Below are 23,069 nucleotides of genomic sequence, written 5' to 3' on the forward strand. Positions count from 1 at the left end.
ACAGGAAAACATCATGATCACCCCTGAATCGCGAATGCAGGCCGCCGGCATCAGCTTGCCCGTTCCCGCCCCGGCCCTCGGTAACTACGTGCCCTGGAGCATTGTTGGCAATACGCTGATGACCTCCGGGCAATTCCCCTGGATTGATGGCCGGCTGCTGTACCGTGGACGCCTGGGCCGCGACCTGAACCTGGAGCAAGGGTACGCGGCCTGCCGCCTGGCGGCATTGAATGCAATTGCCCAGCTCAAGGATGCGGTGGGAGATTTGAGCCGTATCCGCCAGGTGTATCGGCTGGAAGGTGTACTGAATGTGGCGGAGGACTTCCATGAGCATCCCAAAGCTCTGGATGGCGCGTCTGACGTGCTGGTCGAAATCTTCGCCGAACAAGCCCGGCATTCGCGCATGATCTGGACTAACCCGGTCATACCCATGGATGGCTTTTGCCTGGTGTATCTCTTTGCGGAAATCGAAGCCCCGTAAACAGCCTTCACTAGGCCTTGTTATGCAGGGCACCATCGAGGAAAGCATTGACCCGCAGGGTAATCAGCTCGGGCAGATCCTCAGGGACAGGCATCTGATACACCCACTTACGCACCCCCAGGTAAAAGAAGCTGCTGTGGAAGCCCCACAGCACTTCAATCTCAAGACTCAGCGCATGTTTATCCAGCGGTGCAGTCAGTTGCTTCTGATGACGCAGTTCTTCGATGATCGTCAGGAACACCGTCTCGTGCAATTGTTTGAGATAGCGCTGGTTCAACTCCGGGTCCTGCAGGCCTGCGTACAGGAAGATCCGCACCCATTCATTGCTCAGGATGGTCCGGGTGTAACCGATAAAGTAATCAATCAGCCGCTCCCTTAAAGGACGCGTACGGTCCTTGAGCTGCTGCTCCAGCTCAGGCTCCCAGCGGTTCATGAACACCTGCTGGTACACCTGCTCGATCAGTAATTGCTTGCTGGGAAAGTAGCGATAGAGCAGGGGTTGGGTCACCTGCAGCCCCTCAGCCAACTCACGGGTAGTCAGCGCGAAGCCTTTCTGGGCGAAGAGGGTGATCGCCCGTTCGACCATCTGCTGCTGACGATCGGCGGCCGCGAGATTTTTTCGGCTTGGCGTGGTCGCCTTGTTGCTAACGCTGATTTTTGCCATTGTCGACCTATGCAGTGCCACATATAGAAAGCGTGCAAGAATCATACGCGTTGCAGCCGCCACCGTGGGCCCGTATCGCGCCGCTCATTCACACCCTTACAGGAACACCATTATGCATTCAATTACCCGGACGGCGCTGTTACCAGTGGCCATGCTCGCAGCAGGATTGGCCCTCAACGCACAAGCCCAGACGGGACCTTCGTTCAATTGCAGCGCGAACCTGTCCAGTTCAATAGAGACACTGATTTGTGGCAGCGAAGCGCTTTCCATCCTGGATCGCCAAATGGCGAGCACCTACAGCGCAGCCCTTGAAAAGGCCGGCAGCCAGGCCAAGCGGCTCAAGGCGGAGCAACGTGGCTGGATCAAGGGGCGCAACGATTGCTGGAAGGCAGACGACAAACAGGCGTGCGTACGTGACAGCTACAACCAGCGGTTGGTTGAACTGCGACAATGAGTCGTGCGCTGTTTGTAGCTCTGGATGGCCCCAAGGGCACCGGCAAAACCACACTGCTAGAAGCCGTTACGCAAGTATTGAGGGCCGATGACAAAAAGGTGATCCGACTTTGCGAGAAAAAAAGCGATCCCTTTAGGGGGGCGACAATGACCCTCGTTAACAGACTCATCAGAAATCCCTCCCAGGACCTGGAGTGGGAGATTTGTGCGCGCCTCGCTGACAGCCGTGCGTGGATCTCCCAACACGTGCTGGCTAAACAGCCACCCGATAGCATTGTGCTGATTGATCGCTGGTACCCATCTGATGCCGCATTCCGCCGGATAATCCCGTTTGCAGAGATTCTGCAATTGAACATTGATCGAAACGTGCAAGTGCCAGACCTGCATGTGGGGATTGTCACCGCCCCGGATATTTCATGGGCGAGGGCTGCGGCGCGACGGCGTGGGCTGAACAGTACGGTGATCCATAGGCTGGAAGAACATGTTGCTTGTACCGAGACGTTCGAGCGAGCGGTCGCAGATCATGGTTGGGTTTCATGTCGTAATGAAGGAACAATCGAAAACGCAACGGCGCAGGTGGTTTCTGAGATTTATCGCGTGCTTGCCATCCGGGCTTGACCGCAACTGCAGCGCAAAACTGGATCAGTTCAGCCTGCTTAACCGTGGTACTGCGCGCGTCCAGTGGCCGACGACAATCTTCCTACGCCCCAGGCGCTGACTCCATCTAAGCGGCTCCCATCCCGAATACCCACGGATGGGAGTGTTTTCATACTGCCGATATAAATTATCAATAGATAACTTGTTGCCCTATTTTATTTATCGACCGATAATTAATTGTCGATCCGCGCAGCCCATGCCATGCGCCGGCGCTTCAACTCGTCGCTCAATCAATGCCAGGAAAAGCCATGGGCGCGTTACAGCTCGACCACATGTCGTTGCGTTGTGAAGGGCTGGATCAGGTCCAATTGCGGTTGCAATCGTTGGGGGGCGTGTTTCTTGGGCGACTCATCCCTCAGATCATTGCGTCATTGCGCAAGTGTTGCAGGGCGGCGTCGTCCTTGCAGTTCTGCTGGCTCGTCCCACTTAGCTAATCAGCAACAGAGTTTACCTCGGTATAGCGTCCAGGCGCGTCGTCGGCGTGCTTGACAATAACAACAGCATAGGACCTCACCATGAATATTCTCAATACACCCGAACTACGCCTGCAGGCCCCCGACTTACACCAGCCACGCCCGGCACCTGTGCTGGGCAACGGTGTGCCCTGGAACATTGTAGGTAACACGCTGATGACCTCCGGACAGTTTCCCACGAGCAAGGTCCTTGACGGTGCTTCGGACCTGTTCGTCGAGATCCTTGCCGAACACGCCCGGCATACACGCATGATTGGGGGCTGCCCGGTGATGCCCATGGACGGCTTTTGCCTGGCCTACCGGCTTGCCGAAATAGAAGCTCAGTGAACAGGAGGCGGGACCATGATTCAGGCCAATAAACTGTTCTTCGCCAGTTGCTTGTCGCTCCTGGTGACTTCAATGATTTTTTCCATCCGCGCGGACGTACTGCAATCGATCAGCGCCGACTACCACTTGTCCAACGCGATGATCGGCTTGACGATTTCATCGGTGTTTTGGGGCTTTACCCTGGGTATTATTTTCTGCGCCCTGATTGTCGATTGGTTGGGGATGAAGTGCCTGCATATCGCGTCAGGGCTGGGTTATCTGCTGGGTATTGCCTTGATTCTACTGGCTCCGGCCAACAGCAGCGGCCAACCCATTGACGATGTGTTTGCGGCCACGGGCACTACCGTGCTGTATTTGGGGTTTCTGCTCACGGGTATTGCCCAGGGCATTGTGGAAGGCGTGACCAATCCGCTGGTCGCTACGCTGTTCAAGCGTGACAAACGCCGCATGCTCACCCGGCTGCATGCCTGGTGGCCGATGGGCCTGATTGTGGGTGGCTTGATCGCCTGGGCCCTAGGGCAGTTGGGCCTGTCCTGGCAGGTCAAATTGGCGGTGGTGACCTTGCCGACCCTTGGTTACCTGATGTTGGTCATTCCTTTGCAGTACCCCAGTACCGAACGGGTCAGCGCCAGGGTGTCCAGCGCGGTTATGTTCGCCCAAATCAAGCGTCCGCTGTTCATTTTGCTGATGCTGCTGATGTGGGTGACGGCGGCAACCGAATTGGCGCCTGACCAATGGTTCGCGAAAATCATGGTTGACCTGCTACCTCAATTAGGCAGCAACAGCATCCTGCTCTTGGTGTACACCGCAGGCTTGATGTTCATTCTCAGGCAATACGCATCGGGTTGGATCTTCGCGCGCTACTCGCCCTTTGCTGTGTTGACCCTGAGTGCGGTACTGACATTGGCAGGCTTGCTCGGCCTCGGTTTGTCAGGACAAAGCGCTCTGCAGGGCAGGTGGACGGGCGCCGTGGCGCTGTTCTGCGTAACGGCGTTCGGAGTTGGCAAAACCTTCTTCTGGCCGACCATGCTCGCCATAACCAGCGAATTGCTGCCCAAGGGCGGAGCGTTGTTAATCAACCTGATGGGCGGCGCGGGAATGCTGTCGGTGATGGTCGCTGTACCGGCAATCGGTTCGTTAATGGATCAATACGACACAGCTAGGGCGTTGTTGGTGGTCGCCTTACTGCCGGGGGTGCTTATCATCGCCTTTGCCAGTCTGTGGCTCTACTCACGCCAACGCGGAGGGTACCGTCCGGATGTGCTTGAGGCGCCAAACTGATGGGGGGAGTTGCACCCACTTGCGTACCCCGAGGCAGAAGGAGTTGCTGTGCAAGCCCCACAGCACTTCGATGTTCTGGTCACTAATACGTATTCAGGCGCCATGTGCCTTGCGGTGATGCTGGCCATGCAGTATCGGGGACGTAATCCTTAGGGAGCGGGTACTTATTGATGTTACCCAAGCATCCCGTGAATAGGCTCAAAACGCTAGTTTCGGTCCCAGATAAGCATTGGCACTGGCGATGTCATCGTCTCCCAGGGCACCAACATTGGCCGCCAGCCGCAATTTGGTCAGCAGGTAACGCAGCTTGGCTTCGAATAGGTCGCGGCGAGCGGTGTAGATCTGCTCTTGGGCATTGAGGATGTCGACGTTGGTACTGCTGCCGGCCAGGAAACCCTTTTTCGAGGAGTCCAGTGAGCGTTCGCTGGATTTGACCGCTTTTTCCAAGGCGTGGATGCGCGCTTCGCCGCTTTGTACGCCGTGAAACTCCCGGGTGGTGCTGGAGATAATTTCTTCGCGGGTGGCGTTCAAGTCTTCTTCGGCCTGATCACGGGTCGCGACGCTTTGCCGGGCGCGGGCGCTGACGTAGCCGCCGCTGTACAGTGGAATGTTCAACTCCAGCCCGGCCGAGGTGTAGCGGTTGCGCTGGTTTTGGGTGGACAGGGTTTCGCTGTCGGCGGCGGTGTAACCCAGCACCAGATCAAGGGTTGGCCAGTGCCCGGCCTTGGCCTTGGCGACTTCTTCGTCGGCGGTGTTGACGTTCAAGCGCCGGGCACGGATCGAAGGGCTGTCGGTGCCGGCGCGGATGATCCATTCCTGCAAGTTGTCCGGTTGCAGGGGCGGGGTCGGAAACGTGTCCTGCAGTGTGGCGATGTCTTCGGGCGGCTGGCCGAGGTATTCCTGCAGAAGGCGTCGGGCCACGGTGACGCTGTCCTCGGCCTCGATCAGTTCAGCCTGGGCCAGGTCGCGTCGGGCGGCCGCTTCGTCTACGTCGGTGATGGTGCCATCGCCGAGGTCTTTACGCCGTTGGGTCGAGGCCACTTGCTCGTTGAACGATTTGAGTTTGGCCATCGACAGCTCCACGGTTTCGTGGGCCAGCAGCACGTCGAAATAGCGCCCGGCCAGTTTCACCGCCGCATCTTGCGCTTTGCCATCGAACACTGCCACGCCGTAGTCGGCCTGGTACTCGACTTGGCGGTACTCAGCCATTTTCTGTTTGTTAAATAGGGTTTGGCGCAATTGCAGGGTCGCGCCACGGGAATTGTAGTTCAGGTCGTTGGTGTGGCTGTTGCCGTAAAAGTCCGGCTGTTGTTGCGTGCCGTTGATGTGGTTGTCGAAGGCGGTGATGCCGATTTTGGGCAGCACCCCGGAATGGCCAATGGCTCGGTTTTCCAGGGCGGCATCGCGTTCGTGCCCGGCGGACAGGTAAGTCGGACCCTGAAACTGCATCAAGTTCCAGGCTTCGCGCAGGTCCAGCGCCTGAGCAGACGATGCCGCGCAAACCAAAACAGCGATGAGCAGGCGGGCGTCGGGCATGTCATTGCTCCTTGAAGGCGCTATTGACGCGGTCGAGCAGTGGTTTGAGCAGATAGCTCAGCATGTTGCGCTCACCGGTTTTGATGGTGACCGACGCGGGCATGCCGGCGCGGATGTGGTTGCTGCCGAGCATGGCCATGCCGGCCGGCGTCACTTCTATTTGCGCCAGGTAAAACGGCTGCTTGTTTTCCTCGTTCAGCAAGCGGTCGGCGGAGATGGTCAGCACCTTCCCCGGGATGCTGGGTGTTTGCACATGGTTGAACGCCGGGAACGAAATCATCACCGGCAGACCCGGCGTCATGCGGTCGATGGCTTGCACGGGGATCATCGCGTCGATCTGCAACGGTTCGTGGGCCGGAACGATTTCCATGATCTTGAAACCGGGGGCGATCACGCCACCGATGGTAGAGATGCTCAACCCCTGGACCATGCCGTCGATAGGCGAACGGATCACCGTGTGCCGCACCTGATAATCCAGGGCCTGCAAGCGGTCAGTGAGGGCGCTGTTTTCCTTTTGCACATCGGCGAGCATCGACTGCACCTCCTTGCGGTAATCGAACTCGCGCTGAAGGATGCGCAACTTGATGTCGGCCACCTGGCCCTTGGCCCGAGCGATGTTGTTGAGGTTGTCAGCCTGGGAGGCATTGAGGTCCGAACCGGCGCGTTCCAGTTCCAGCATCCGGTTGCGCGGCACATAGCCTTCGGCCGCCAGTTGGCGCACTCCGACCAGTTCCTGATTGAGAAACCCGATCTGCGCCGAACGGGCACCGTAGATGCGCTGCAAACCCTTGATCTGCGTTTCGGCGGAAATGAGCGACTCGCGCAGGATGCCAACCTCACCCTCCAGGCTGGTGCGGCGCGTGGTGAACAGATGACGTTGCAGGTTGATGGCGTTGTTAAGGTGTTCATTGCCGGCGAAGCGCTGCAACATCGCCGGGGCGAATACCACGTCAGGCAAGCCGTCACGCTCCGCTTCCAAACGGTTTTCCATGGTCATGGTGGCGATGAACTGCGCGTTGACCACCCCCTTGTTCCGAGAGTGCTTGTGTGGCGTCGAGCCGCACCAGTTCCTGGTCTTTGCTGACGTTGTCACCTTCGCGCACCAGGATCGCTTCGACGCTGCCGCCCGTGAGGTGCTGGATGGTCTTACGGTTGCTGGTCACTTTGACGGTAGCGTTGGCGACGATGCCCGCGTCCAGCGGCGCCAGCCACGACCAGAGCAGGAAACCGCCAAACCCGAGGATCACCAACAACACGCCCCAGCGCGCCGGGCGATGGTCATCGACATCAATATTGGCCCCCCGCGCGCACCAGTTCCTGGCCGCGAGGATCAACACTCAAGGCGCTCATTTATTCTCTCCCGCGAACGGCTGACAGGGTGGGGGGCGCCCACGGTCGGCAGCACACTGGTCTGGCGCAGCGTGGCAAACACTTCCTCGCGGGGGCCGAACAGTTGGGTGCTGCCCTCACGCAGCATCAAAACTTTATCGACGGTGCCTAGGATGCTCGGACGATGGGAGATCAGCACCGTGGTGCACCCCCGAATCTTCAGATCTTCAAGGACCTCGATCAGGGCTTTTTCCCCGGCGTCGTCGAGGTTGGCGTTCGGCTCGTCGAGCACGATGATTGCGGGCTCGCCGTAAAGCGCTCGGGCCAGGCCGATGCGCTGGCGCTGCCCGCCGGACAACGGGTTGCCGTCCACATCCAGGGTTGTGTCGTAACCGTGGGCCAAGCGCAGGATCATATCGTGCACGCCGGCCCGTTTTGCCGCGACGATCACGGCGTCACTGTCGACCTCGCCGAAGCGGGCGATGTTGTCGGCGATGCTGCCTTCGAACAATTCCACATCCTGGGGCAAATAACCGACCCAAGGGCCGAGCTCTTCCTTGTTCCAGAGGTAAACGTCGACACCATCGAGGCGCACCTTTCCGCTTTGCGGCGGCCAGATGCCCACCAGCAACCGCGCCAGAGTCGATTTGCCCGAGGCGGAGGGGCCGATGATGCCCAGAGACTCACCGGGCGACAGATTGAAGTGCGGGCCGCGAATGATCGATTGGCTCATGCCCGGCGCCCCGGCGTGCAGGTGCTCCACCGTGAGCATGCCCAACGGTCGTTGCAGCTTCATCGCATCGGCGCGGGACGGAAATTCTTGCAGCAGGTGCTTGAGCCGCGACCAGGCGCGGCGGCTGGTCAGCAACTGTTTCCATGCGCCAATCAGTTGTTCGACCGGTGCCAGCGCCCGGCCGCTGAGGATCGAGCACGCGATCATCATACCGGGGGTGATCGAGCCTTCGATCGCCAGTAGAGCGCCCGTGCCGAGAATCAGTGATTGCAGGGTGATCCGCACGAAACGCCCCAGGCCACTGATATAGGCCGCCCGGTCTGAGGCCAGGGTTTGCATTTCCAGGATTCGCAGGTGGCTGGCGAACCAGCGTTGGGTGATCGCCGGCAACATGCCCATGGCTTCGATCACTTCAGCGTTGCGAAGGTTGTTGTTGGCGAATGTGCCGGAAACTTGCGCGGCCAGCCCGGCCTCGGCCAACGGTTTTTTGGTGGCGATTTCGGTGAGCCAGGTGAGGGCCACCAGGATCAGCGACCCGCACAGGGTTACGATTCCGAGCAGGGGGTGAATCAAGTAGGCGACAAACAGGTAAATCGGTGTCCACGGTGCGTCGAAGAACGCGAACAGTCCGTTGCCAGTGAGAAACTGGCGTACTTGCGCCAGATCTTGCAGAGCCTGCGCCGGGCTGCCGCCAGCTCGTTGCAAGTTGCGTTCGAACGAAGCGTTGAACACCCGCCGGTTCAGGGCCATGTCCAGTCGATTGCCGACCCGGATCAACACGCGCGTGCGCACCACCTCCAGCATCGCCAGCAGGGTGTACAACCCGATCATCAAGATCGTCAGCATCAGCAACGTGGTGAGGTTGCTGCTGACCAATGCCCGGTCATACACCTGCAGCATGTAGATGGCCGGCGCTAGCATCAGCAGATTGATCACACCGCTGAACCCGGCAAGCGCATAGAAGGTGTGGCGCAACCGGAAAAGCACCTCGGCAAGCTCGGATCTCGGGCGGGTTTTCTTGTCCATCGGAAGTTTCCAATGCTGAGGTTTTATGTCCCTCAGCGTAGGAGAGCGACTGTTGGTCGGATGGGCGCGCGGGCCGGGTTTGTGTTGGCGGCGTTTTATTGGCGGTTTTTAGATCCTTGATAAACAGAGAGTTGCCAGCGTTTGTTTCACAAAATTGTCAGGAAGACGGATGTTTGGCGGGAAAATTTCGTGCGACCTAAGTCTAATTTTCCAAGCCCCGAGCCCCGGCTTCTCCGACAAACGCCTCACATTCGGGCGGGTTAGCTGCTATTAATCAATGGTGTCCGCACACTTGCCCGCCCAGGAGCGCGTCATGAACCCGTTTATCCGTATCGGCATTGTTGATGACCATCCGTTGTTGCGTGAGGGTGTGGCCAATACCTTGAGAAAAAGAACAGACCTGCAAGTGGTGGAGCAGGGCGCCAGTGCCGACGATGCCCGGACTATTGCGATGCATTCGCGTCCGGATGTGATGCTGATGGACGTCAATATGCCGGGGGATGTGTTTGGCACAGTGAGGTTCATTGCCACGCAGTTGCCGGACGTCAAGGTGCTGATGCTGACGGTGTCCGAGTCTGAGGATGATGCTTACGCCGCGCTGGAAGCCGGGGCGCGCGGCTATGTTTTGAAAGGCGTGAGTGGGCCGGACCTGGTGCTGGCGATCCGCTCGGTCGCCCGGGGCGATACCTACATCACCCCGGAGTTCGCCAACAAGTTGCTGAGCAATTTCAAAAACATGAAGCGCAAGTACACAAGATCGACCTGACCCATCGGGAGGAGCAGATCATTCGTGAAGTCTCAAAAGGCCTGACTAACAAGGAAGTCGCGTCCAAGTTGTTGATCAGCGAAAAAAACCGTCAAATACTACATGACCTGTGTGATGCAGAAGCTGCATGCGCGCAATCGGGTGGAAGCCGTCACTGCCCTGCGCCGCTATTGGGAACACGAAGCCATTGACCGGCTGCACATCAGTGCGGCGACGCCTATGGACGCACGCAGGGGGTCCTGACTACAGCTTGAGTTGTGCGTTCACCGAGGTGCCTTTGCCGGGGGATGAATCAACGCTGAATTGCCCCCCCCAGCGATTCGACACGATAACGCAAACCCGCCAGCCCCAGCCGCGTCCGGCCGTGAGGGTCGATCAGCAGCGCGTCAGCGGCCATGCCCGGGCCGTCGTCCTTGACCGTCACCATCAACTTGCCGTTGAGATGGTTCCCACTCACGACCTGCCCTTGGCCCTGCGCATGCCGATAGGCGTTGTTCAAGGTTTCCTGCACAAACCGGTAGATGCACAGTTTCAGCGGCAGGGGCGCGGTATCGGGCAGCGGCCCCAGTATCAGTTCGACCTTGGTGCCAGTGCGCTGCTCGTGCCGCTGGGCCACCAACTGCAATTCCTCGCGCAGCGTCAGTTCATTGATTTCTGGCAGGGCCAGTCCACGAGACAAGTCCCGCACCTCGCGCAACGCATCGGTCGCCGCGCCGCGAATGGTTTCCATCGACTCCTGATCGACCTCCGAGCAATTCTCGGCCAGGTCGTCAAGCCGGATCAGAATCAGTGTCAGCAACTGTGCCGGGCCGTCGTGCAAGTCCGCGCCGATACGGCGCAGGGTCAGTTCGTTGATCCGTGAAAACTCCTGAGTCGCGGTGGTCATCTTGCGCTGTAGTGCGGCATTGCTGACGTGCAACCGGGTTTGTTCCAGCAGACGCAGGCGCAACGCCACTTGCTGACGCTGGATGATCTTGTCTCCGCCTCTTACCAGGAAAAAAAGCAGCATCAGCATCGCCAGGGTTGCGGCGCCTACCACCATCCAGACCTGCTGGCGCACCCGGTTGATTTCCTGCTCGAGGCTCTCGGCTCGTTCATAGAACTCTCCCACCGCGATAATTTTTCCGGTGTTGAACTCGCGCAGCGGCGCATAAATTTCATAAAGCGGCACGTTCATCCGGCGTTCGAATTCGTTTTCTTCCTGATCCAGATCCTCGAGGTCCGTGACCACGTTGCCCTTGAGTGCCTCGGCGATCTCGTCCATCGGGAACTTGCGATTGGTGATCGATTTGTCTGCTGTACACCACCGTGCCGTCGGCTCGCCAGATCTTGATCGAGACAATGTGGCGCTTCAGCGAACGGCTTTCCATGAGCCGGTCCAGGGATTTGATACTGAGAGGCGACAGCCCGTTATCGCGGCTCATCTCCTGCACGTAGGGCTCCAGAAACGCCTCCATGTAGTGGGCGCCGGCCTCGGCTGCGCTTTGCACGGCTGCCCGTTCGATCCTTGTGCTGACCAATTTGCCGACGAAAAACATCGTCAGTCCGAGGATCAGTGCGGCGGCAATCACGAACTGGGTGGAGCGGCTCAGGTTGCGCGTCTGGGTCTTGATTCGTTGGAACCAGTGACGGGTGTTGCCGGCCCCGACAGCAGCGGCGGGCTGGACCAAAGTCTCAGTCTGATCACCGACAAAAGTCTGCTTTTTTGATTCGACTTTTGCATCTTTTGCCATGACGTCGGTTCCGTGATGATCGTGATAAGTCGGTTGGAATACCTCGCTACTCAGCGGATATCTGGAGATTGCCATGTATGAGCTAAAGCGCTTCACCCTCAATCAAAACGATATTTCGTTCCTTGAGCAGCAGGTGTCTTTCCCGACCATCCACATCGTGGGCTACAACACTGCGGGTGAGCCGCTGTATGGCTACGACGGTTCCGATGGCAACGTGCATGTGCTCGGTCTGCTGGGCAGCTTCAACCCGCTGGATGTTCCGCCTGGTGAAACCAGTTGGTACAACGGCGCGCGCGACCCGATCGGCCTGCGCAACGTTTCCGGGCACTTCAACAACTTGACCCAGGATGGCCAAGCCTGGGGCAGTTTTGGCCAGGATTTCATTCGCCTGACCCATGCCGACTACACGCACTACGTCCATCAGAATCTGAGCAACGCGGCGTTGACCGGGCAGGGCGTACCTGTCGGCGCCACACTCATGACTGACAATAGTTCACTGTATAGCGATCCGACAGCCTCATTGGTGGACTACACGCCCCGGATGATCAGCCAGACGATTGTCAGTGGCGGGGTGACGTTCGCCACTGATGCCAATGGGCACATCCAGCACACTGCAACGGGTGTGGCGATCGTCACCGATCCTGGCATTCTCGGCGCCATCGGCGAACTCGATACCACGTCGCCGGACTCCGGCCAGTACTACATTCGTAACCAGAACACGGTGTCGGGCGACCCGTCTACCACCGGCTGGTTCACCCTGTTCGGGCAGTTTTTCGACCATGGCCTGGACTTCATCAACAAACCGAACCAGAACGCGACGATCACCATTCCTCTGGCCCCGAATGATCCGCTGTACGGCTCCATCGGCCCAGATGGTCAACCGGTGTATTCGATCAAGGTTCATCGCGCGACGGTCAGCGAAGTGGACGGCCAAGGCCAGGCGCAATACGTCAACCTCGACTCGCCCTACATCGATCAGAACCAGACTTACGGTGCCAACGACGCCGTGACCCAATTGCTGCGCCAGTGGGTGGCGGACCCTAATCATCCTGGTCAATTCATTGCCGGGGCGGCGCTGTTCGACGGCACTACGCTCAGTGACGAAGCAGCCTGGACGCTCAATGGCGTGGTGACGCACCAGACGTTGCCGACCTTGAGCGAATTGCGCGCCCATGTCCTGGCCACCGGTCGTGACGACCTGACCTGGGACGACATCGCCAACTTCCGTGTGCGCGATGCCCATGGGCATGTGCTCGATGCCAACCCAACCACTGCCGGTGTGCAGGCCGTTTACACCCGCGAAGCCATCTTGCTGGACATGAACCCGCACTTCGACGATGCGCACATCGATCAGGCGAAACTGATGTCGCTGGATGCGCACATCACCAGCATCACTTTCGACGCGAACAACCCTTACGGCATGGTCTTCAACTACGACAACTCCGGGCCGAAGAACCTGTTCAGTTTCGTCAACTTCGCCGACTTCTCGATCAGCGCCACCGGCAGTGCCGATTTCGCCGTGGCCAACGAGTTGCTGCTGCAATCGGTGGGCGATCACTATATTGCCGGTGACGGTCGGGTAAACGAAAACTTCGGCCTGACCGCCATTCACCACGTCTTCCACGAAGACCACAACGTGCAACTGATCAACCTGCAGCACGAGGTGCTGGCACAAGCCGATGCCACGGTGCGGCACAACTGGCAGGTGCAAGTGAGCAACGGCAGCGGTGGTTTCTACAGCGATGCCAACGGCAACTTCACCCTGGCTGACGGCGTCACCGTGTCGTGGGATCAGGACAAGTTGTTCTATGCCGCCAAGCTCACCGTAGAAATGGAATACCAGCACGTGGCGATCGACCAGTACGCACGCCTGATCACCCCGGACCTGCCTGAGTTCGTGACCTACGACTCGGGCATCAACACCAATATCTCGCTGGAATATGGTCAGGCCGCATTCCGCTTCGGCCACTCGCAACTGCGCGAAACCATCGATGCCCTAGAGAAAAATGCCAGCGGAGGCTACGACCTGACCGGTGCGATTACCCACTACGCACTGGAACAGGCGTTCCTTAATCCTGGCGGTTTTGCCGAAGTGGGGCCGACCGCGATTGCCCTGGGCATGACCCGGCAGATCAGCAACGAAATCGACGAGTTCGTGACTCCGGCGCTGCAACAGGGTTTGCTCGGCCAGCCACTGGACCTGGCGACCATCAACCTGGCTCGTGGTCGCGATTTGGGTCTGCCGACCCTGAACCAGGCACGCCAGCAGATTCACGACGCACTGATTGCCGAGCGCGCCTCTCCGGCCGGGGCGCAGCATCACACCAACCTGATTGTCGATGGCCTGACGCCCTATACCAGTTGGAGCGACTTCGCCAACAACATGATTCATCCTGAATCCCTGGTGAACTTCATCGCTGCATATTCCTTCGACGGTGATAAAGCCCACGCCCAGGCGATTATCGATGCTGATATTTCAGGGCTCACCGTCAACTATGCCGGCGGCAGCGTCACGGCCGAACAGGCGGCGTATTTCCTTTCCGGCGCGGCGGACGCCAACGGCAATCACGTGGCCGGTTATGACGGCTACAACGCGATCGACCTGTGGATCGGTGGCCTGGCGGAAAAACATGTCTACACCGGTCAACTCGGCACCACCTTCAACGCGATCTTCGAAGATCAAATGGAACGGTTGATGGACGGCGACCGCTTCTACTACCTGTACCGCCTCGATCTCGGGTTGCCAGCGATGACCAACCTTAACGAGCAGGTGGTCACCGAGCAATTCAAGGACATTATCGAGCGCACCACCGACGCCCGGCACCTGGCCGGTGATGTGTTCGGCTATGCCGACAGCTACATCGAACTGAGCTACACCGATTCCGGCGCCAGTGCCACCGCGTACAAGAGCGAGCACAAGTACGGCACCCTGATCGCAGCCAACCATGTAGGCGTTTATTCCACTGGCGGCAGCGGCGGTATCGGCGGCAACGGTCTGCTGATGAGTCTGGCCAACCCGGAAACCCATGTGGCGCAAACCTACATCCGCGACTATCGTCCAGACCAAGGGCAGAACCCCGACGGCACGGCCGCAGTGGGCTACAACTCCCACGAAGTGTTGGTGGGCACCGACTACAACGATTGGCTCGACGCCGGTGATGGCGATGACACGATTTACGGCGAAGGTGGCGACGATATCCTTGACGGCAAGTCCGGCGCCGACCATATCTACGGCGGCGACGGCAACGACGTGATCTACGGCGGTGACATCGAAGACTTCCTCGATGGCGGGGAAGGGGACGACACCATTTATGCCGGGACCAGCGCCGGTGTGCTGGATGTGGTGATTGGCGGTGGCGGTAACGATCACCTCTATGGCGAAGCCGGAATTGACGAACTATATGGTGGCGCCGGCAATGACTACATCGATGCCGGTGGCGACACCGACCTGGTGCATGGCGGTGACGGCAACGATGAGATCTACGGCGGTGACGGCCCGGACATTCTGTTCGGTGAAGACGGCGACGACATCATTTCCGGTGGCTCCACGGGTGACCAGGAGTTCGGTGGTGCCGGTGACGACATTCTGTTGCCGGGCCTCGGCGGTGCACCCGGCCAGGGCGATGGTGACGAAGCGATTGGGGATGTCGGTTTCGATATTGCGGCGTTCAGCGATGTGAATATTGCACTGGACGCGGCGGCTGACCTGAACAATCAGAACGTCGTGGCGGCACCGGGTACGGGCGTGCTGTTCCAGCCGTTCAACGCCTTGCTGACGGATGTCGAAGGGCTTATCGGTTCGCACTTCAGTGATAGCCGGCCGAACATGGTTACCCCGGCCAATCCTCTGGCGGGTCTGATCGGCAATGCCACGGAGAACTGGCTGATTGGCGGCAGTGGTGATGATGTTTCCCAAGGCAATGGCGGCAATGACGTGATCGTCGGTGACTCGATCAAGCTGGCCGATCTGAACCATTTGCTCGCCAGTCAGGGCTTTGCCCAACACTTTACTGGCCTGCAATCGACTCGCCCTGATTTCATTCTGGGTGACAACCATGCAGCCGCCGGCACCGCTGACGGCGCTGCGGATGCGGCGCTGTACAGTGGCAATTTTGCCGACTACAGCATCACCAAATTCACTGACACGCGCCCCGGCGGTGAACTCATCACTGCGTTCAAAGTTGTCGATTTGCGGGTGGGCGCAGCGAATGTCGATGGCACCGACATCGTGATTGGTGTGGAAAAGCTGCGTTTCGCCGACCGCACGATCAACCTGAACATCACCAACCATCTGCCGACTGGCAATGTGCAGTTGGCGGGCTTTGCCACTGCGCCGACCACCCCCGGTCGTCCGGTGCCTGCACAATACCGACTGACCGCCAACACTTCGGCGATCCAGGACGCCGACGGTTTGCCCGGGCCAAGTGGGTTTTCCTATCAGTGGCAAGCGCTGGTAGGAGCCCCCTGGCTGAGTATCGCCGGGGCAAATGCGTCGACCTTTGCGCCGACCGCGGCACAGTTTGGTCAGCAACTGCGGGTGGTCACGACCTACACCGATAACAACGGCACGGTGGAGCAACTCACGTCCGACCCGTCGGAGGCGGTTGGACGCTTCATCGAGGGCACCAACTTCTTCAGTAACACACTCAATGGCACCAACTATCAGGACATCCTGATGGGCTACTCGGGTAACGATGTGCTCAATGGCGGCCTCGGTTCCGACCTGCTGGACGGCGGTACCGGCAACGACACCATGCGCGGCAATGCCGGCAATGACATCTACATGGTCGATGCCAATGGCGACGTGGTGCAGGAGAATCTGAACGAGGGCACCGACACTGTCATGTCGTCGCTCAGCTACACCTTGGGCGCCAACGTCGAAAACCTGACCCTGCTCGGTTCGAACAACATCAACGGCACGGGTAACGCACTGGATAACGCCATCCATGGCAACAGTGGGAACAACCTGTTGAGCGGTCTGGCGGGCAATGACTTCGTCTTCGGCGAAGCGGGCAACGACACGCTGCTGGCGTCGATCAATGATGGCAACGACCACTACGACGGTGGTTCGGGCGCCGACACGTACGACCTGTCGGCTACCTCGGCGGCGGCCACGGTGGACTTGCAGGCCGCCACGTCAGCCAGCGCGCAGACCGGCAGCGACAGCCTGACCGGAATCGAGAACGTCACTGGCAGCTCGGGCAGCGACCATATCCAGGGCGATGCGGCCAGCAACCTGGTGCAGGGGCAGGGCGGCAACGACTGGATCGACGGCGGCAGTGGTGATGACACCCTCGTCGGTGGGCAAGGCCTGGACAATGTGTACGGCGGACTGGGCAATGACGCCTTCCTGGCGTCGGTCAACGATGGCAACGACACCTATGACGGCGGCGCTGGCACCGACACCTACGACCTGTCGGGCACTTCGTCCAACGCCACGGTCAACCTGGGCACCGGCCTGGCCAGCAGTTCGCAAACCGGTAACGACACTTTGGTCGGCGTGGAAAATGTCATCGGCAGCAGTGGCACCAACAGTTTGACCGGCGACAACAACGCTAACGCCTTGACCGGCCAGGGTGGCATCGACACCTTGAGCGGCGGTGGCGGCGCCGACACGCTGACCGGTAATGGCAACCGCGATACGTTGACCGGTGGCGCAGGGGCGGACATGTTTGTGTTCAGCTCGGTCAACGACTCGGGTACATCGACCGCAAGCCGCGACGTGATCACCGACTTTGTGCACGGAACCGACCACATCGATCTGTCTTTGATCGATGCTCGGACCTCCGGCGCTGGAGCGGCAGGCAATCAGGACTTCACCTTCCTTGGCGAGTGGAATGGCGCCGGCAACGAATTCAACAACCAGGCGCAATTGAAGTACCACTTCGTCAATGTCGGCGGGGTCGATCACACGTATGTGGAGGGCAACGTCAACACTGGCAATGCGGCCGATATCCAGATCGATCTGGTCGGGCATATCGCGCTGACCGCGAGCGATTTCGTCGGCGTGGTCTAGTCGTCAACGCAACCAAGGCGCCCCATCGAGGATCGGGCGCCTTTTTTATCGAGCAGCGGCGGTGTTCTAGATCACAGCCCCGAACAACGACCCCACCGGCGCCGTGATACCCATCGCCAATACGCCCCACAATGTCACGCGCCAGGCTTAGCCGGTCGGGCCGTTGTCATCTCAGCGGGTGTAAAAGCCTGATTGCGCTTGCGTCACTCGCTTTCACGGGGATCGCCTGATCAGGTCGTGCGTCGACGTTCCAATAAAGAGAACAAGTACATACCGGCTAACATGGCCAATACGAATATGATGATCTGTGCGTGCCCTGTCAGCAAAATAGCGACCGCTGGCCCGGGGCAGATTCCCGCAATTCCCCAACCTATACCGAACATAAGACTGCCGCCGATCAAGCGGGCATCCAACTCTCTTTTCATCGGTAGCTGCATGGGGGCACCTAGCAAAGACTGCTTGCTCTTACGCGCCCAATTCAGGGGGATAAGCGCTACTGCGATGGCCCCACCCATCACCAGTGCGAGCGACGGATCCCAGGCCCCGGCCACATCAAGAAAAGCCAATACTTTGGCGGGGTTCGCCATGCCTGCCAGGAGAAGACCAACGCCGAAGATCAGGCCGGCAAAAAACGCGGTCAACTTGATCAATTTCATGCTGCCACCACATGACGAATGATGTACACAGTTGCAAAGCCGGCGAACATGAAGCACATCGTTGCCGTGATGGATCGGGCTGACAGCCGAGAGATCCCACAAACTCCATGACCGCTAGTACAGCCGGAGCCATAACGGGTTCCCACGCCCACGAGCAGCCCCGCAATAATCAGCGTGGGCCACTCTGCGCTAATCGCTATCTCCGGCAACACGGTAAATGCTCCCCACAACAATGGCGCAAGCAACAGACCAAGAAGAAATAGCGCCTTCTCTTTCCAACCTTCGCTGCTCAATTGCATCACGCTTCCAATCAAACCACTGATGCCTGCGATGCGACCATTTACGAGAACGAACAAGCTAGCGGCCAGGCCAATCAAGGCTCCTCCGCCCAGGGATGACCATGGCGTAAAGTTGACCCAATCAATGCTCATTTTGCGTCTCCTGCGCAGAAGTGCTGATAAAGGACGTTGATACTGACGTAAATAAGCGTTGACTGAACTGAGGTGCGCCGACTCACTGTTCCATCAAAAAGCGCTCGATTTGCGCAACGGTACTGCGCGCCGTTCGGGTCACGCCAATCAGTGTCGCGGAAGCGGCGCCTGTCCAGTCGCCATAACCCACCAGCCACAAACGCGGTTCTTGAATCGAATGCGTACCGTTGACGGCCACGCGCCCGTCGGCGGTACACACGCCCAGTGATTCCAGATAGCCGAGGGCAGGGCGGAAGCCGGTGCACCAGATCACCGCGTCGAACGGCGTTTGCGAGCCATCAGCCCATATCACGCCGGTCTCGGTAAAACGCACGAACGGCCGCACCGCGTGCAGCACGCCGCGCTCCCGAGCCTCGACGACTGGCGGCACCATCACGATATCGCCCAAGCCACCCACGGGTTGTTCAATGACAATGCCGGCGAGCTGCGCTTTCCAGCGCTCGGTGGCGCGTTCGAATAGCACTCGTCTCTGGCAGGCATGGGGACTCCTTGGGTCAGCGAAAGTCAGGTTAAGTTAATCCATTCGAAGCGCACGTTTGTTGATGTTGCTCAAGCGGCGGTGTTCTAGACCACAGCCCCGAACAACGACCCCACCAGCGCCGTGATGCCCATGGCCAACACGCCCCACAACGTCACGCGCCAGGCACCAGTCACCACGCTGGCACCGCCAGCCCTGGCCGCAATCGCCCCCAGACTGCCGAGAAAAACCAGCGACATGCCGCCAATCCAAGGCACAACGCTGTTTGCTGGGGTGATGAAGGTCACCGCCAGCGGCAATGCTGCGCCGACCACGAAACTGGCAGCCGAGGCGAGGGCGGCCTGTAGCGGTTTGGCCGTGAGAGCCTCGCTGATGCCCAGTTCGTCCCGGGCGTGGGAGCCCAGCGCGTCATGGGCCATGAGTTGATCGGCCACTTGATGCGCCAGTTCGGGCGATACGCCGCGATGGATGTAAATGTTCGCCAGTTCAATGTGTTCGGCCTTTGGGTTGCTCGCTAATTCGGCCCGTTCCCGAGACAGGTCGGCTTGCTCGGTATCCGCCTGGGAATGCACCGAGACGTATTCCCCCGCCGCCATGGACATGGCGCCCGCGACCAGCCCGGCCATCCCGGTGACCAGCAAAGTGGAGTGACTGGCGTTAGCGGCAGCGACGCCGATCAACAGGCTGGCGGTTGACACAATCCCGTCGTTGGCCCCCAAAACGGCGGCGCGCAGCCAGCCGATACGATCGCTGCGATGAGACTCGGTGTGCCTGTACGTGAATTTCATGGTTTAGCGGGACTCACTGTCGTTGGACGGATCAATCGGACGGTGTTCAATGTGCGCCTGCAATCGGCCGCCGACTATAGAAATTTCCTTGAACTGGTCACCGTCGTGCAGCACGAACAACGCGTCCATCCCACGCTCCTGAGCCAGCCGCGGGCCTTCGATTTCGCCCAGCACCAATAGCGCCGTGGCCCAGGCATCGGCGAGCATGCACGTGGACGCCACCACACTGACTGCCGCCAATGGGTTGCGCAGCGGGGCGCCGGTGGCCGGGTTCATGGTGTGGGCATAGGTTTGCCCACCCACATCAACCCACTGTCGATAGTCTCCAGACGTCGCGATGGCGGCGTCACTAAGTTCCATCACACCCATAACTTCACGCGCGCCCCGGCAGGGCCTTTCTATGGCCACCACCCAGGGTTGTGCATCAGGCTTGAGGCCGCGGGCGCGCATCTCGCCGTCGATGCCAACCAGGTAGCGAGTGATGCCAAAGCCCTCCAGGCAGCGTGCCAGCTCATCGACGCCGAAGCCCTTGGCGATGCCATTCAGATCAAGGTGCAGCGGCGCACGTTTGCGCACCTGATTACGTTGCAGGTCCACCACCAACGCAGCGCTGGCAGACATCCGGGCGCGCGGTGGAGCTGACGCCATTGCCTGCTCGGTGATCGACTGTTGGCCGGGACCAAATCCCCAAGCGTCCACCAGATCACCCACAGCGATGTCGAAAGCGCCGCTTGATTGCTGACTGACCCGCAGCGCGGCAGCCAGCACCGTGATCAGTTCTTTGTGCACCGCCAACCACTCCTGTTCGGGGGCTGCGTTGAGGCGGTTGAGGTCGGAATCGGCTCGCCAACTAGACATTTGCTGGTCCACACGGTCGACCGCTTGGGCCAGACGACGGCCGACTTCGTCGGTATCGATGCCCGCATTGGCGTAGAACAGCGCGGTGTAGCGGGTGCCCATGGTCTCGCCGTTCAGGCTGTAGCGTTGCACCTCAGTAGACATCTTCACGGTAGCGTCCTTGTGACTTGAGGGTCAGCACACTCAGGTTGAGCGGCGCCAACACTTCATCCAGAGCATGCATCACGCCTTTGGCCATTTCGCGGCTGCCACACACCAACACCTGAGCACCTTTTTCAATCAGCCGACGCAAGGCCAGGGCATCACTGATCAACCGGTCTTGCACGTAACTGCGGTCCTGGACTTGTGAGAACGCGGCGCGTAAAGCAGTCAGGCGTCGATCCGCCAGATAGCGGTTGAGCTCCGGTTCGTAGAGAAAATCCGAGTCGGGGTTGCGTCCGCCCCAATACAAATGCATCGGGTGTCGGGACTTGTTGTTACGGATGAACCCGGCCAAGGGACCTATCCCGGTGCCGGCGCCAATCAGGATCACCGGGTGCGTGCCCGAAGCTGGTCGAAATTGTGGGTTGGGCTGAATGAACGCTTCAATCGACGCACCAATTTTCAGGCCATGCAAGAATGTCGAGCACAGACCGCCTTCGTGTTTGCGCACGCAGATTTCCAGCACGTCGTCGTCGGAGCCGCTGGCCAATGAGTAGAAGCGTGGGACAGCGCTCCCCGGCGGCAGTACCCCAACCAGATCCCCAGCCTGAAAGGCCGGCATCTCGCCCGGTGCCGTGAAGCGCAGAATGTGAGTCGGCGCATTGACCTGCTCACCGTAGACAATGCATTCCTGCAACGCCAGTTGATGGGTACGCGGTTGCTCCGGGGTATGGACCAGGGTCAGATCATGTCCCAGTGCACTACCCACCGCATGGCCCCACCGCGAAAATTCTTGAGGGGACTGACGATTTATTTTTTCCAGCCCCAATAGTGCCGTGCCACCGGCCTGAACCAGCGCGTCCTCCACTTCAAGGGCGTACTGACAGAATTGTGGAAACTGTCGGTCCCCAAAACCCAGTACCGCGAACGGCAGGCCAGGCTTGGCGCCGACTTTGCTCAGTCGTGTCAGGAATTGCGACGCCGAGGCCGGCGCATCTCCGTCGCCATGGGTTGCAGTAAGGATGAACAGCCGTTCGGCGCTGCGGTAATCGCCTTGCCAATCATTCATTGCCGCACTGTGGACGCGATGCCCGGCGTGGAGCAGCGCTTCATGCAAGGTGTTGGCAAAGCCCCACGTGCTGTTGTTTTCAGTGCCCACCAGAATCACGCTGTCGGCGGAGTGCGCGGGGCTGTTGTGGCGGATGTTCGGGACGGATTTGCGGCGGCGCCACCAGAGCAAGATGCCGGTCACACTCATCAACGGTACACAGAGCGCGCAGAGCCCGAGCAGCAGGCCCAGCCACCAAAGGCCTTCACCGGTGTGCAACTGGTAGATCAGTTCGTAAGCGTTGTGCATCGAGTCGTGAGCCTGCCAGGACAACAAGGTGCCGCTGACCGGGTCCACATAACCGTCGCCCTGGCTGGTGCGCAATGAGAACACGTCTTGTGGGTTGCCGGGGCTCGGGTAGACCAGTTCACGCAGGTCCTTCAGGTCGGTGGCTTGCAAGGCTTGCAGGTTCGCCACCGACACTGCCTGGCCGGTGCTAATGTGAGTGGGGAAGGCTGGCTCGTTCTGAGTGCCGTCAGGGATCAGACCGAAGGTGGTGGCGGACATATAGAGGCCGCTTAAGGCCGACAATAACAGCCCGAGCAGGGCCAGGCGGCCGACTTCAGCATGCCAGCGCTGGCTGAACGTACCGCGCAGTGGCCGCAGCAGATTGCGCCAGCCGCCCAGACGTCGGGCCAGCAGCCCAGCGCCGGACACCGACAGGATCAACATGAACAGCGCACCCAAGCCCGATACCCCGTGGCCCGGTGTCCCCATGAACAGCGAGCGGTGCAGGTCTTTCATCCAGCGTGAGAAGGCAGATGGTTGATAAGTGCCCAGGCCTTGGCCGGTCATTGGATCGACCCTTTCGGCCCCGGACCGACCGTCCTGGTTGTAGTAGACGATGACGGTTCCTGAGGCGGTGCGCTGGATTTGTTCCGCACCGGGAAAGTACGTGGCGACGCGCCCGGCCAACTGGCCGACGTTCAGTTGGCCGGCGGCCGCCGGCGTGCTTTGCAGGCGTTCCAGTGCTGGATTGACGGACATTACCGCACCGCTGATGGCCAATAACATGACCAGCAGGGCAGCAATCAGCCCGGGCAGAGAATGGAACTGACGAAGCATGTTCAGCCT

14 protein-coding genes and 4 pseudogenes are annotated in these 23,069 nt (G+C 59.6%); 7 read left to right on the plus strand and 11 right to left on the minus strand.

Translation table 11 applies throughout. The features are described 5' to 3' along the window. The first annotated feature begins 13 nt into the window (after positions 1–13). Positions 14–481, plus strand: coding sequence for an Atu1372/SO_1960 family protein (locus JTY93_RS12930; RefSeq protein ID WP_205478151.1), 468 nt, complete (start codon positions 14–16; stop codon positions 479–481). 10 nt (positions 482–491) lie between these two features. On the opposite strand, the gene JTY93_RS12935 is transcribed toward JTY93_RS12930, so the two are convergent. Next, positions 492–1,145 (minus strand): TetR/AcrR family transcriptional regulator, encoded by a 654-nt coding sequence (locus JTY93_RS12935; protein WP_205478152.1) that lies wholly within the window; start codon positions 1,143–1,145, stop codon positions 492–494. A gap of 112 nt (positions 1,146–1,257) precedes the next feature. Between JTY93_RS12935 and JTY93_RS12940 the strand changes: the two genes are divergently transcribed. The 4 genes from JTY93_RS12940 to JTY93_RS12955 all read left to right on the plus strand — a co-directional run bounded on the left by JTY93_RS12940 (position 1,258) and on the right by JTY93_RS12955 (position 4,336). Beyond that, on the plus strand, positions 1,258–1,599 hold the full coding sequence (locus JTY93_RS12940; protein WP_205478153.1) for a lysozyme inhibitor LprI family protein: 342 nt from the start codon (positions 1,258–1,260) through the stop codon (positions 1,597–1,599). Beyond that, on the plus strand, positions 1,596–2,216 hold the full coding sequence (locus JTY93_RS12945) for a dTMP kinase (RefSeq protein ID WP_205478154.1): 621 nt from the start codon (positions 1,596–1,598) through the stop codon (positions 2,214–2,216). The genes JTY93_RS12940 and JTY93_RS12945 overlap by 4 nt, the downstream gene beginning before the upstream one ends. Before the next feature lie 554 nt (positions 2,217–2,770). Next, positions 2,771–3,055, plus strand: coding sequence for an Atu1372/SO_1960 family protein (locus tag JTY93_RS12950; RefSeq protein ID WP_205478155.1), 285 nt, complete (start codon positions 2,771–2,773; stop codon positions 3,053–3,055). 15 nt (positions 3,056–3,070) lie between these two features. Continuing rightward, complete coding sequence (locus JTY93_RS12955; protein WP_205478156.1) at positions 3,071–4,336, plus strand: MFS transporter; 1,266 nt, start codon at positions 3,071–3,073, stop codon at positions 4,334–4,336. Positions 4,337–4,534: 198 nt separating this feature from the next. On the opposite strand, the gene JTY93_RS12960 is transcribed toward JTY93_RS12955, so the two are convergent. The 3 genes and pseudogenes from JTY93_RS12960 to JTY93_RS12970 all read right to left on the minus strand — a co-directional run bounded on the left by JTY93_RS12960 (position 4,535) and on the right by JTY93_RS12970 (position 8,960). After that, entirely contained in the window at positions 4,535–5,872 is a 1,338-nt protein-coding gene (locus JTY93_RS12960; RefSeq protein WP_205478157.1) for a TolC family outer membrane protein, read from the minus strand. A 1-nt stretch (position 5,873) separates the two neighbouring features. Continuing rightward, positions 5,874–7,209 (minus strand): annotated as a pseudogene (locus tag JTY93_RS12965) (HlyD family type I secretion periplasmic adaptor subunit). Continuing rightward, a complete protein-coding gene (locus JTY93_RS12970) occupies positions 7,203–8,960 on the minus strand; it encodes a type I secretion system permease/ATPase (RefSeq protein ID WP_205519027.1) in 1,758 nt (585 codons plus the stop codon). Before JTY93_RS12970 ends, JTY93_RS12965 begins: the two are co-directional and overlap by 7 nt. Before the next feature lie 313 nt (positions 8,961–9,273). On the opposite strand from JTY93_RS12970, the pseudogene JTY93_RS12975 reads away from it, so the two are divergent. Next, positions 9,274–9,969 (plus strand): annotated as a pseudogene (locus tag JTY93_RS12975) (response regulator). Here the strand turns inward: JTY93_RS12975 and JTY93_RS12980 are convergent. Further along, positions 9,970–11,459 (minus strand): annotated as a pseudogene (locus JTY93_RS12980) (sensor histidine kinase). A gap of 73 nt (positions 11,460–11,532) precedes the next feature. Between JTY93_RS12980 and JTY93_RS12985 the strand changes: the two are divergent. After that, positions 11,533–17,475, plus strand: coding sequence for a peroxidase family protein (locus JTY93_RS12985; protein ID WP_205478160.1), 5,943 nt, complete (start codon positions 11,533–11,535; stop codon positions 17,473–17,475). 230 nt (positions 17,476–17,705) lie between these two features. Here the strand turns inward: JTY93_RS12985 and JTY93_RS12990 are convergent, their stop codons facing one another. The 6 genes and pseudogenes from JTY93_RS12990 to JTY93_RS13015 all read right to left on the minus strand — a co-directional run bounded on the left by JTY93_RS12990 (position 17,706) and on the right by JTY93_RS13015 (position 23,060). Then, positions 17,706–18,125 carry a DUF6691 family protein gene (locus JTY93_RS12990; protein WP_205478168.1) on the minus strand — a complete coding sequence of 140 codons (420 nt, stop codon included), beginning with the start codon at positions 18,123–18,125 and terminating at the stop codon, positions 17,706–17,708. Positions 18,126–18,127: 2 nt separating this feature from the next. Next, complete coding sequence (locus JTY93_RS12995) at positions 18,128–18,562, minus strand: YeeE/YedE family protein (protein WP_205478161.1); 435 nt, start codon at positions 18,560–18,562, stop codon at positions 18,128–18,130. An 82-nt stretch (positions 18,563–18,644) separates the two neighbouring features. After that, positions 18,645–19,091: pseudogene (locus JTY93_RS13000) on the minus strand (pyridine nucleotide-disulfide oxidoreductase); the annotation flags it as partial. 95 nt (positions 19,092–19,186) lie between these two features. Next, positions 19,187–19,888, minus strand: a complete 702-nt coding sequence (locus JTY93_RS13005; RefSeq protein ID WP_205478162.1) for a VIT1/CCC1 transporter family protein — start codon at positions 19,886–19,888, stop codon at positions 19,187–19,189. A 3-nt stretch (positions 19,889–19,891) separates the two neighbouring features. Next, complete coding sequence (locus JTY93_RS13010; protein WP_205478169.1) at positions 19,892–20,890, minus strand: FAD:protein FMN transferase; 999 nt, start codon at positions 20,888–20,890, stop codon at positions 19,892–19,894. Next, positions 20,880–23,060 (minus strand): PepSY domain-containing protein, encoded by a 2,181-nt coding sequence (locus JTY93_RS13015; RefSeq protein ID WP_205478163.1) that lies wholly within the window; start codon positions 23,058–23,060, stop codon positions 20,880–20,882. Before JTY93_RS13015 ends, JTY93_RS13010 begins: the two co-directional genes overlap by 11 nt. Between the last annotated feature and the right edge of the window lie 9 nt (positions 23,061–23,069).

Origin of the sequence: Pseudomonas hygromyciniae, assembly GCF_016925675.1 — a bacterium.
GTDB lineage: Bacteria > Pseudomonadota > Gammaproteobacteria > Pseudomonadales > Pseudomonadaceae > Aquipseudomonas > Aquipseudomonas hygromyciniae.